Below are 12,266 nucleotides of genomic sequence, written 5' to 3' on the forward strand. Positions count from 1 at the left end.
GCCGAACGCGGCATCAATACCGTTGCTATCAGCTCCGATGGGATGGAACGGGCGCAAGATATGGCGAAAAAAATATCTGCCGAGAACTTGCGTGTTGCCTATGGCCTGAGCCTGGCCGATGCGCGAGACTGGGGTCTGTATATCTCCACCTCGCGCGGTACCACCTCGATCGGCATCGAAGAACCGGCGTTGTTTTCTGAACCGGGCCTATTTCTAGTCAATCCAGATCAATCGCTGTTTTTTGGCTCGGTCAATACCATGCCTTTTGTCCGCCCCCATTTCAGTGAGCTGCTCGGTGCCGTGGATTTTGCGATCAAAAATAACTATCCAGCCCGGGGTGAATATACCGGACCGGTCTAGTAACGCGCTTGGCGCTGGCCGTTTAAACGACCCAGTGCTTGGCCCGGTTAATCGGTGTCGTTGCGACGCCGGTTGACCACATCGAACACCACACCGGAGATCGGCGTGAAACGGGCAACCCGAATCATCAAGTCACGCACCCTACCCCGCTCACTCACTCGCAGCTCTGGCGCTCCGGGGATGTACCAGAGTACGACCAATAACCGCATCAACGATGACAGGATAAAGATCACCGCGATCGGCCGTTCAATATGTACCCGTATTCCCGCCAACGAAAAATCCGCCGGTAACCAGTGAATAATATAGCCGCCAGCCAAGGCACCGAGACAGACCGCCAGGGCACCCACCGAGGAGTGCAACGCCGAATAGCTGGCAAAATGCAGGTGACGCGGTTTCTGATCGTAGAGGTAGTTCGAACTGGCTAGAGTAAAACCGCTCCAGGCCAAACCACCCATCGCCTGCACTGAAATCAAATACAGATAGTTATCGGAAAACAGCCACAACACCGGCAGGGCCGGAATAATGCTGGCGCAGATCGCCATAACATAACGATTACCCTTGCGATCACACACCTTGCCCCAAAAAGGCAGCATCAAAAATTGCACCAGAATCGAACTGCCGGTACTGAGGGTAAACTGGGTATAGGTGAACTGCAGGTCGCGCAGCATATAAATGGCAAAAAACGGCCCCGACAGCGCCACAAAACACTGCATACCGGCCATAAACAGACTGAAGCGGCGAAACTCACGGTCGTCCCACAATTGGTAGAGATGGCGTAACGATTGCGCCAAGCTGTGCCGCTCCCCCAGGGTCGGCTGCTCATGGCTGTCGTGCATCTTGGCGAGCAGCACAGTTGAGGCGCCACGGCCAAAGGCGGCCACACTAAAGAGCGCGCTAAAACCCAGCCAGGTTAGGCCCAGCGACTGGCTGCCGGTGAGCAGCAGGCCACCGCCCAAGAACGCCAAGAAAGAGGTCAGCATGGCAATACGACTGCGCCGGCCGAAGAACCGACCACGCATCGCATCGGGCACCAGCTGCCCCATCCAGGCGCGCCAATGCGGCAGAATCAGGTTGGCACAGGTATGGTAAACCGCCAACGCCAACAACAGCGTGCTAATGGGTTTATCGAACAGATTCGGGATCGCCAACAGCGCCACCAACACCAAGGCCATAGACTGCACCGCGGCGCTGATAAAGATCAGTCGATGGCGATGCACCCATTGACCGAACCAAACCGCAATCAACTGGAACAGCCCACCGAGCAGCTGCGGCAAGGCGGTGAGCCAACCGATCTGAACCGAGGTAGCCCCTAAAAATACCGCGAAGGCGTTGACGTATTGGTCAAAACTGCCGGTCATTAAGGCCGAGGCAAAACTCTCCCGTTGGGATAGGGTTAGGCTCTTGCGCAATTGCGCCTTGCCAGCTCGGTTCAGGGGTCCAGGGACAGGCACGATGGATGGCTTCCTTCTGTTGGAATCGATCGGCACCAATGCAAACGGTCGATCGCATCCCATTGATAAATCACAGTTTCGGAGCTGGAATATAGGCCTATAGGCGCTGCAAGCAAGAGGAAATAGCAGTTTAGGGCACGGGCGACGAATCAACCGAGTTAGTTGTCGCAATGCTGTAAAGCGTGCGTTCGAGTGATCTTATATCGGCTGAGCTAGGGCCCGTTACAGTGAGCTAGCTAAGCAAGCAAGCTCGTAACCGGGTGGTGAGCGGGGCTGCGTCAAGTGCTCGGTCAAGGATCAGTTCCAGTCGATTGACTGATTGGCCGGGCGCCTCTGATTCAGTTTCGGTTTCGGTTTCGGCGCCGAGGGTCCGATTGATCTGCAAGGAGCCCACTGCGGTATTGATCCAGGCCTTAACACGAATTGGGCGCACCTCATCAATCAGCGCAATCAGAGCCGATGGGTCAAACCGATCAGTCGGCAAAAATTGCCAACCGATGCTGTAATGGCCCGCGCTGCTATTTTGCAAACAAACCCAGTCACCTGGGGCTGGGCCCAAGGGCAGATTTATCCGGGGTTGAGCAATGGTTAGCGCCGGCGCTGAATGTGCGACGACTGGCGCGTCGGTTCCGTCCGCCAGTAGCTGCGCCAAGCTGACCGGCTGTTCTGCACTAGAACGCATCGGCGCGGCCAATTTGGGAAAATTGGCGCTCAAAAACGCCGTCAAATCCGCAAATTCTGTGCCCTGATATTGGTCTGCCTTGCTGGCCACAACTCGGTCCGCAATCGCCAATTGCTGGCGAAAGGTTGGGTGCTCGCTATAGCGTGAATCTTTGATCAGGCGGGCATCGACTAGGGTCACGGTCTGTTGCACGTCCAGCACCCCCTGATACAAAGGTCCCGTTAACACCGCCAACACCGCCTTGGGATGACCCAGTCCGGTCGGCTCGATAAAGAAACGATCCGGTTGCGCGCGTTTGAGTAAGCGATTCAGGGCAACGGTCAGCGGCACGCCGGCAGCACAGCAGAGACAACCACCGGCGACCTCTTGGATAAACACATCATCGGTTTTGGTATCGGACTGCTCAGTGGCACCGCTAAGCAGCGCAGCATCCAAACCGATAGCACCAAACTCATTGACCAATATGGCCCAGCGCTCGTGCGCGGGCTTTTGGGCCAACCAATGTTGTAGCAGGGTGGTCTTGCCAGCACCTAAAAAACCGGTAATCAGATGGGTCGGAATCTGCTTCAGCATAGGGCTAATAGTTCTGCGGGTATTTGGCGGTAAAGCGGGTGAAGTATTGATAACAGGTCCGCTCATCCTGGATCAGATCGCCGGTCGGGTAGAACAGCTCGCCGAACACGATTTTCTTCTCGCGATAATCGAAGCCAACCGGGGCGATTGGTATCGCAGCGCCAATGGCGATGCGCAGGAAACCATTCTTAAACTTGCCGACTTTGGCCCGAGTGCCTTCCGGGGTGACGGCCAAATGCAAACGCGCGTGCTGTTGATATTGATCGACAACCTGCTCAACCATGCCTCGGGGCGCGTGGCGGTATACTGGTATGCCACCCAAACGGGTCATCAGGCCCTTTATCGGCCAGACAAAGAGCGAATGCTTGCCCAACCAACGGCCCTTAAAGCCGATCGCCAGCATGCCAAACAGGCCAATAAAGAAATCCCAATTGCTGGTGTGGGGGGCCACCACAAACATCAGCTTGGGTTGATTCGGCAGCTCGCCGGCAAAAGACCAGCCCAGCGCGCCAAACAGCGTTCGACCCAACCAGCGGGTAAAGCGGTTGCCAAAAGAATCCCAATTATCCGGTAACGGCGGTATATACAACAAAGGTTAACTCCTCTTTTTATCGCTCAGCCCGGCAGTGTAGCGGATAAAGCGCAGCGCAGGTAATGGCCAGCGACTGAGCACAAAAAAACCCCGCTCCCGGGCCTAAAAACTAAGCCTAGAAGTGGGGTTGCGACGTGCCAGTGGGCTAGAAACTCAGCGAAACATCCTCATGCACCGATTGACAGGCCGCAACCGACAGGGCCAGTTTTTCGGACAAGCGTGGCTGTAAGCGCACCCCGATGGTGTCATTCAGGTTTTGTTCCAGTACCTTCAGGCCCGGTAAAACCTGCTGATTGGCCTGGCGCATCCAAGTCAGATCGGCCGCCAACTGCGCGAGCGCCTGATCTTTGAAGTCTAGCGCTTTGGCCTGATCCGGCGCAGAGCCTCGGAGGGCACGGCGGGCTTTATTGACCAAAACACCAACCTGATCGGCCCCGGTGACCTCGCCAATTTCAGCAGACAGTTCTTTGATCAAATCCATCGCGGTATCGGCATCGTTGTTCATCACCATAGCATCGATGCGCTCAATTTTTTGCGCCAATGTAGCCAAGCTTTCCGGATTGGCTAACAGATCAATGGCCTCTTGAATCGGTCGATAAGCATTATCGACATGATTGCGATAGGCGCGCTGGGCTTTCTGCAGATCGCTTAAGAGGATTTGATAGGCGGCATTTTCGGCTTCCCAAGACAGCGGGATATTGGCATTTAACTGCATAATGTCCTCATTGAGCACCGCCACCGACGCTTCCGCTGCGGCGATATCACCTGCCGAGATGCTGGTATCGAAGCGCGCTTCGTCGATTAGGTCTTCGTGAACTTTAATCTCAGTGCGCAGCTTGCGAATATCAGATTCGATACCCCGAACCTGAATGTGCAATGGACCGAAGGCTACCGAGGCCTGATCGATCACCGCGCTGGCCAGGTTCACTGAATCGACCAATGCAAAGGTTCCGCTGCTTTGGGTCAGAGCCGTTGCCAACGCGTTTTGCATATCTTCCGGCAAGGCGGACATATCGACTCTGGCCATGGTATCGATCGCGGCCAGAATAACGCCTTCGTTGCGTTGGTAATTGGCAAAGACGTTGCGCTCCAGACACTGCTGCAACTTCGGATTAAGCGGCGGCGGTGCGTTCTCCGAAGTGAGGTAAATACGATTCGGTAAATAGTTCACTAAGGGCGGGATCAGACCGACAATTAATAGCGCCAGCAGTTGCAGGCCGATAAAGGGCACCACGCCCTTATAGATATCGAGTGTCTTAACCACCTTGGGTGCCACGCCGCGTAAATAGAACAGCGCGAAACCAAAGGGCGGTGTCAAGAAGGAGGTCTGCATATTCAGGCCAATCATCACGCCCAACCAAACGGCGGATATGTTGGCATCCGGTGCGGCCAACAAGATGGGCGCAACCAGTGGCACGACCACAACGGCAATTTCGATAAAGTCGAGGAAGAACCCGAGCAAGAAAATCACCAACATCACGACGATAAACTGGGTCCAAAAACCGCCCGGCAAACTGGTCAGCGCATGGCGGACCAACTCTTCACCGCCAAAGGCACGGAAAGCAGCGGTCAACATGGCGGCACCGATCAGGATCACAAACACCATGCTGGTGGTCTTAACGGTTTCGGTCATGACCTCATTCAGGGTGTTATCGGTTTTAAACACGCGCCAAGTACTCCAACCGATGGAGACAAAGAGCACGATGGTCAGGCAAACGGCCAAAATAAAGCCAAACACTTCGCCAGGACTGGTGAGGTTTTTGACATTGATCGACCAAACACTGAGCACCAGGACGATGCCGATGACCGCAAGGACGCCGAGCAAGGCCGGGGTATAAACGTGGCGATCGCCTTTAAAAATACGGTAACCGCCCATCAAGATGGCGCCCACGGCACCGATGGCGCCGGCCTGATTAACAGTTGCGACACCGCCCAAGATGGACCCGAGCACAATAAAAATCAACGCCAATGGCGGCACTAAGGCCTTGAGCACGTTCCACAAAAACTGGCGATCGTAGGCGCCATCATAGGGTACCGGCGGTGCCAAGTTAGGCTTCAGAATTGCGGTAATTAGGATGTACAGGATATAGATACCAACCAGCATCAGGCCGGGGATAATCGCGCCCATAAACATATCGCCGGCACTGGCTGAGACCACATCGAGATGGGAGGGCATGGAGAACTCGCCGGTAATCTCGCGGTATTCAGTCGCGCGCATGGTCGAGGCTTGATCGGCGGCTGAGGACAGTTGGTCGGCAAGAATAATCAGTACGATAGAGGGCGGGATAATCTGCCCCAGCGTACCGGAGGCACAGATAGTACCGGTTGCAAGCGAGGTATCGTACTTATTGCGCAACATAGCGGGTAAGGAAATCATACCCATGGCGACCACGGTGGCGCCAACGATACCGGTCGTGGCCGCCAACAGCGCGCCCACCAATACTACCGAAATGCCAAGGCCGCCAGGGACCGGACCGAACAATTGCGCCATAGCCACCAACAGATCTTCGGCGATGCGCGAGCGTTGCAACATGATGCCCATGAAAATAAACAGCGGAATGGCGATCAGGGTGTCGCGTTCGACTTCCCAATAGAGACTGCGAAAGTTCGTGACCCCGGCAGACAACCACTGCGTGGGACCGCCATCGGCAAAGTAAGCCGAGGAGTCACCGGCGAACAGCCAGCCACACAAGGCCGCGAGCGAGATCGCCAAGATGGCGGAGCCTGGTAATGCGAAGGCGACCGGAAATCCGGAAATTAATGCGCCGACCATTAGACAGACGAGAATGGTTAAAAACAACAGTTCCATGGGTTACCTCTACCTTTAAGCCATCACATCGTCGTGTTGGTCTTGGATCACTTCAACTTCACCAACTAGAATGGCGACATTTTTTAACAGATAGCTGCAAAACTGCAGGATCATTGATACCGCAAACACCACCAAGAAGCCGGCCATTAGGTATTTAATAAACAAGCCATAGCCGGATTGGGAAATCTCAAAGCTGGCCAAGGGGCTGTTGATAATACTGGTGCTATCCCACATGCCGAGGGTCAAGATGACCCAGCACAGGGGCAGACCGAGCACCAGCACGCCGAGGGAATTGACCCAAGCCTTATATTGCACCGACTTGCCGGCAAATATTACATCGACCCGAACATGCCCCTCCTCTTTGAGGGTATAGGCGCTGGCAAACAAAAACAGACCGGCATACCAGAAGCGCACCAGATCACCCATCAGGGTCTGTTCATAGGAAAAGATAAAGCGCGCGACCACGATCCATAACTCGGCAAAAACCACCAGCAACGCCAACCAAGACATTGACACGGTCTTGATGCGGTAGGCCATTAGCATGCTGACCAGGATTAGCGGGTAATGCACATAGCTACCGCGAAAAATCGACTTGCCTAGGTTAGAAGCCAGTTCTTGGCCAAAGACTGGGAGCAGCAGATCTTCGACTCGCATCCACGACAATAGGCCATCGAACAGTCCGATAAGCACGACTGACCAGAAGGCGACGCGGATGAGGTAGGCAGACCAGTCTGACAAGCGCTGACTGTCATCGATCATTCGGTGAGCGGGAGTCGTGACCATACGATACAACGCAATGGGGACCACAGCCAAATAAGACAAAAGCTGCAACCACGCCAGCAGACCCTGGTTTTGGGTCGCTTCGCTCTGGTTGAGAAAATATTGCACCACACCGGGCCATTCGCGCCACACGATGAGGTAATTGTTAATCAGGTAGATCAGGGTAATAAAAACCATCGAATAGCCAATGGTACGGATCACCCAATTTAAGCGCCGATAGGTCGACGTGATGGGTTGAGCAATGACAGCTTCAATATCCACAGAATCACCAAGTATTTGAATCGGTTGAGTTTTTTAAAATAAAGCGCCACTCGGGTTGACCCGGTGACGCTCGAATTTCAGGCGACGGACTTACCCGGAGGCAAGCCTGTGCTGGTTACCGGTACTAGAGTCCCAATACGCGGTTACGCTGAGCCACATAGGCAGTATCAGAAATGTTGTTCCAGGCACCAATCTCACGACGAGACTTAACAAAACTCTCGTGAATACGTTTGGCCAGTTCATCATGTTTCTGAACTTCGTCGAAAACTTCTTCCGACGCTTCACCAAACGCATCGTAAGTGTCTTCAGAGAAGTTACGCAGTTGCACGCCTTGCTGGTTCAACAAACGCTCCAGAGCAGAACCGTTCTTAGCGTTGAACTCGGCAAACATCACTTCATTTTCCATCGAGGCGGCAGCTTCGATAATGGTCTGATCGGCCTTTGATAGGGCATCCCACCACTTCTTGTTCATCTGCACGCTGAGCATAGAGCCTGGCTCATGGAAACCTGGGTAGTAGTAGTACTTGGCGGCTTCGTAAAGCTTCATGATTTCGTCGTTCCACGGTCCAACCCACTCAGTGGCATCGATCGCGCCAGAAACCAGGTTTTCGTAGATTTGACCGCCGGGTAAAGAGACCGGAGAACCGCCCATCTTAGCCAGTACAGAGCCACCCAAACCAGGCATACGCATTTTTAAGCCTTTGAAATCGGCTGCAGTCTTCATTTCCTTACGGAACCAACCACCCATCTGCACGCCAGTATTACCGCACATTAGGCCTTTCAGACCGAATCCGGCTGAGAGCTCATCCCACAGTTCTTGACCGCCACCAAAACGCATCCAAGCATTCATTTCTGTTGCCGTTAGACCGAAAGGAACAGAGGTGAAGTAACCAAAACCGGGGTGTTTGCCGGTAAAGTAGTATTCTGCGCCGTGGTACATCTGAGCATTGCCAGAAGCCACTTCATCAAATACGTCGAATGCACCAACACGCTCGCCCGCGGCGAAATACTTAGCGGTGATACGGCCGTCGGTCATATCAGACAAACGTTGAGCAAAACGCTGCGCGCCTGTACCCAGCCCGGGGAAATCGCGTGGCCAAGTGGATACCATGGTAATTTCAATGCGTTCTGCTGCCATCGCTGGCGCGGAAATGGCTGTGGCGGCGGCAACGGTGCCTGCACCAACCAAACCTTTTTTGATCACTTCACGTCTTTTCATTTATATCTCCTGGTTGATCGCTATAGTTTCCCGTGGGTGCAGTCACTGCACGCCCGAGCAAGCGTATTGGATCTTTATTCTTGTTTTAGCTGTGATATGACAGCCAACCAAAGTTTGAGCGGATCTAGACTGATCTATAACTGCGCCTATATTGGTATTGTTTTTGGCGACTCGACTAATCTAGACAACTCAGCCGTGCTTTAACAGCACTATTTTACTGGGTAGTACTATTTTATGACTTTTAGTTAGCTCCATTCCGGTGGCGCGCGATCGATCAAAAGCTGATATTCTTGTGATTAAAGCCTTCACAGGCCCGATAAGGTCCTTCACAGGCCCGATAAGGTCATATTGCTATCTTTGTTTACAACGTCCTTATATGGTTACCAAATGAAGGTATTGGGCCGTCTACATCATCCGGCCAGACAACACGCACCATCAGATGCCAAGCTTTGGGCGTCCATGGCGCAAAATTTTGCTGACTTATTCTGATTGGGAAACACTATGCCATTGAACATTGCAGTGCCTATCGATACGAATCCGGGGGAAACCCGAGTACCGGTAAGCCCGGTGACCGCTAAAAAACTGACCGAACTCGGCTTTACTGTCACGCTGGAAAGTGGTGCAGGTGTTGCCTCCCAGTTTTCCGATGACGATTATCGCCAAGCCGGTGCCAGCATTGAAACCGATGTCGCTGCGCTCTATAAGAGCGCCGATCTGATTCTAAAAATCAATGGCCCGGTCGCCAACCACCCCAAGACGGGGCAGTCGGAACTGGCGATGCTCGCGCCGAATAAGGCCTGGATCTCCTTTCTCGCCCCGGCGCAGAACCCTGAGTTGCTCGAACAATTCAAGACTCAGGGTATCAGCGCCCTCTCGCTCGATGCCATCCCGCGCATCTCACGCGCACAGAAAATGGATGTGCTTAGCTCCATGGCCAATATCGCCGGTTATCGTGCCGTGATAGAGGCGGCACACAGCTTTGGCCGCTTCTTTACCGGCCAGATTACCGCCGCGGGCAAGGTGCCACCGGCCAAGGTGTTGGTGATTGGTGCCGGCGTGGCCGGCCTATCGGCATTGGGTGCGGCCAAGAGCTTAGGCGCCATCGTGCGCGCCTTTGACACCCGTATAGAAGTGAAAGAACAGGTTCAATCGATGGGCGGAGAATTCCTCACTGTCGAGATAGAGGAAGACGGTGCTGGCACCGGTGGCTACGCCAAACAGATGTCACAGGCCTTTATCGATGCCGAGATGGCGCTCTTTCTGGAGCAGGCTAAAGAAGTCGACATAATCATCACCACAGCACTGATCCCCGGTCGTCCGGCGCCAAAGCTAATTACCGAAGCCATGGTCAAGGCGATGAAGCCGGGTTCGGTTGTGGTCGATCTGGCCGCGCCCAATGGCGGCAACTGCGAATGCACGGTGAAAGATGAGATTGTTATCGCCCATGAAGTTAAAATCATCGGATACACCAATCTGGCCGCGCGCGCAGCGAACCAGGCCAGCACCCTGCTGAGCAATAACGTGTTCAGCCTGATCGGCCATCTGTGTCCGAATAAAGACGGCTTACTGAATATCGATCTGGCCGATGAGATTACCCGTGGCTGCACCGTCGCCCATGAGAAGGACATTCTCTGGCCGCCACCGGCGCCGCAACTGTCCGCCGCCCCGGCCAAACCGGCTGCGGCACCCGCGGCACCGGGAGTCGAAAAAGTCAAAAAAGCACAGCCCATCGTGCTCTATTGGCTTATCGCCGGGGCCCTGATGCTCGGTTTGGGCCAAGTCGCTCCGGCTGATTTCATGGGTCACTTTACCGTCTTTGTCTTGGCCATCTTTGTCGGCTGGCAGGTGGTCTGGAACGTCAGTCACTCGTTGCACACACCCTTGATGAGTGTCACCAATGCGATTTCCGGTATCGTCGTGATCGGCAGCCTGCTGCAGGTCTCCGGTAGCGGTTCGAACCTGGTCACCATCCTCGCCGGCATTGGCATCCTGTTTGCCAGTATCAATATTGCGGGCGGCTTCTTTGTCACCCGTCGCATGCTCAATATGTTTCGCCGGGAGGTCAAATAATGACCGGTTTATATTCGATGGCCTACTTGCTGGCCGGTATCTTTTTCATTCTCTCGCTGAACGGCCTGAGTTCCCAAGAAACCGCACGGCGCGGTAATGTCTATGGTATGACCGGTATGGCCATCGCCGTCCTGGCGACCATTGCTTCGCCCGATGTCACGGTCTACACCCTGCTGGTTCCGGCCATGCTGATTGGCACCGCGATCGGGCTGTGGCTGGCAATGCGCGTCGAGATGACCGGCATGCCGCAGCTGGTTGCTATGCTGCATAGCTTTGTCGGCCTGGCCGCCGTGCTGATTGGCTGGGGCGGCGTGCTCGATCCGCGCTCCATGCATGTCGGCGCCGAAGCCGTTATCCACAACACCGAAATCTTCCTGGGAATCTTTATTGGCGCCATCACCCTCACCGGTTCCTGGGTCGCCTGGGGTAAACTGCAGGGCACCCTCTCGGGCAAGCCGTTGATGTTGCCATTCCGCCATGGTCTCAACGCCATTGCCTTAATCGCCTCGATTGTCTTAATGATTATCTTTGTGCGCGACGCACACAGCGTCAACGCTATTCCGATATTGTTGGCCATGACCCTGATTGCCGGCCTGATGGGTATCCATCTGGTCGCGGCGATCGGCGGCGCGGATATGCCCGTGGTGGTCTCGATGCTCAACAGCTATTCTGGCTGGGCGGCTGCCGCCACCGGCTTTATGCTCGGCAACGATCTGCTGATCATTACCGGTGCCTTGGTGGGCTCGTCGGGCGCGATCCTCAGCTACATCATGTGCAAGGCGATGAATCGCTCCTTTATCAGCGTGATCCTCGGCGGCTTCGGCAATGGCGGCGGTGAGATAATCGCCGATGAAGAATACGGTGAAGCCAATACGGTGAGCCATGAAGAGGCCGCAGAATGGCTTAAGGACGCCGACACCATCGTAATTACGCCCGGTTTCGGCATGGCCGTCGCCGCCGCCCAACAGGCCGTCGCGGAGATGACCGAACGCCTGCGCAAGCAAGGCAAAACGGTGCGTTTTGCCATCCATCCGGTCGCCGGTCGCTTGCCGGGCCATATGAACGTGTTATTGGCCGAAGCCAATGTGCCCTATGACCTGGTACTGGAAATGGATGAGATCAATCCTGACTTGCCCAGTACCGATGTGGTTATGGTCATCGGCGCCAACGACATCGTTAATCCCGATGCCATTGAAAAGCCCAACTCGCCGATCGCCGGTATGCCGGTGTTGGAAGTTTGGAAGGCGAAAAAATGCATTGTCTTGAAACGATCCATGGCCTCTGGCTACGCCGGCGTGCAAAATCCACTCTTTTTCAAAGAGAACTCGGCCATGTTGTTTGGCGATGCCAAGGAAAGTGTGCAGAAGGTGCTCGCCAACCTCTAGGCTGAGCCGCCCGAAAACAAAAAAACCGGCAAATGCCGGCTTTTTTTTGTGCGCTAAATGACACCTAACGGCCCGCCTAACAGC

The 12,266-nt window shown here is 54.6% G+C and carries 9 protein-coding genes; 3 read left to right on the forward strand and 6 right to left on the reverse strand.

What is annotated here, in order from left to right; genetic code table 11:
* Nucleotides 1–360, forward strand: a 360-nt coding sequence (locus tag AC4FIC_RS13095) for a thioredoxin domain-containing protein (RefSeq protein WP_476195080.1), incomplete at its 5' end; no start/stop codon positions are given.
* Nucleotides 361–407: 47 nt separating this feature from the next.
* On the opposite strand, the gene AC4FIC_RS13100 is transcribed toward AC4FIC_RS13095, so the two are convergent.
* The 6 genes from AC4FIC_RS13100 to AC4FIC_RS13125 form a co-directional block, all read right to left on the reverse strand.
* Nucleotides 408–1,811: an MFS transporter gene (locus tag AC4FIC_RS13100; protein ID WP_273284980.1), complete on the reverse strand. Its 1,404-nt coding sequence runs from the start codon at nucleotides 1,809–1,811 to the stop codon at nucleotides 408–410.
* 232 nt (nucleotides 1,812–2,043) lie between these two features.
* The gene (locus AC4FIC_RS13105; RefSeq protein WP_273284977.1) at nucleotides 2,044–3,066 is read right to left on the reverse strand and encodes a CobW family GTP-binding protein; all 1,023 of its coding nucleotides are present in this window, start codon (nucleotides 3,064–3,066) and stop codon (nucleotides 2,044–2,046) included.
* Nucleotides 3,067–3,070: 4 nt separating this feature from the next.
* On the reverse strand, nucleotides 3,071–3,658 hold the full coding sequence (locus tag AC4FIC_RS13110; RefSeq protein WP_287420541.1) for a 1-acyl-sn-glycerol-3-phosphate acyltransferase: 588 nt from the start codon (nucleotides 3,656–3,658) through the stop codon (nucleotides 3,071–3,073).
* A 145-nt stretch (nucleotides 3,659–3,803) separates the two neighbouring features.
* Nucleotides 3,804–6,467, reverse strand: coding sequence for a TRAP transporter large permease subunit (locus AC4FIC_RS13115; protein WP_488093641.1), 2,664 nt, complete (start codon nucleotides 6,465–6,467; stop codon nucleotides 3,804–3,806).
* A 15-nt stretch (nucleotides 6,468–6,482) separates the two neighbouring features.
* Nucleotides 6,483–7,508, reverse strand: a complete 1,026-nt coding sequence (locus tag AC4FIC_RS13120) for a TRAP transporter small permease subunit (RefSeq protein ID WP_227003784.1) — start codon at nucleotides 7,506–7,508, stop codon at nucleotides 6,483–6,485.
* A gap of 124 nt (nucleotides 7,509–7,632) precedes the next feature.
* Nucleotides 7,633–8,727, reverse strand: coding sequence for a TRAP transporter substrate-binding protein (locus AC4FIC_RS13125; protein ID WP_100256812.1), 1,095 nt, complete (start codon nucleotides 8,725–8,727; stop codon nucleotides 7,633–7,635).
* A gap of 507 nt (nucleotides 8,728–9,234) precedes the next feature.
* Between AC4FIC_RS13125 and AC4FIC_RS13130 the strand changes: the two genes are divergently transcribed.
* Nucleotides 9,235–10,797, forward strand: a complete 1,563-nt coding sequence (locus AC4FIC_RS13130; protein WP_193437337.1) for a Re/Si-specific NAD(P)(+) transhydrogenase subunit alpha — start codon at nucleotides 9,235–9,237, stop codon at nucleotides 10,795–10,797.
* Nucleotides 10,797–12,182: a Re/Si-specific NAD(P)(+) transhydrogenase subunit beta gene (pntB, locus tag AC4FIC_RS13135; protein WP_100256810.1), complete on the forward strand. Its 1,386-nt coding sequence runs from the start codon at nucleotides 10,797–10,799 to the stop codon at nucleotides 12,180–12,182. The genes AC4FIC_RS13130 and pntB overlap by 1 nt, the downstream gene beginning before the upstream one ends.
* The last annotated feature ends 84 nt before the right edge of the window (nucleotides 12,183–12,266 follow it).

This window comes from Reinekea sp. (assembly GCF_982785585.1).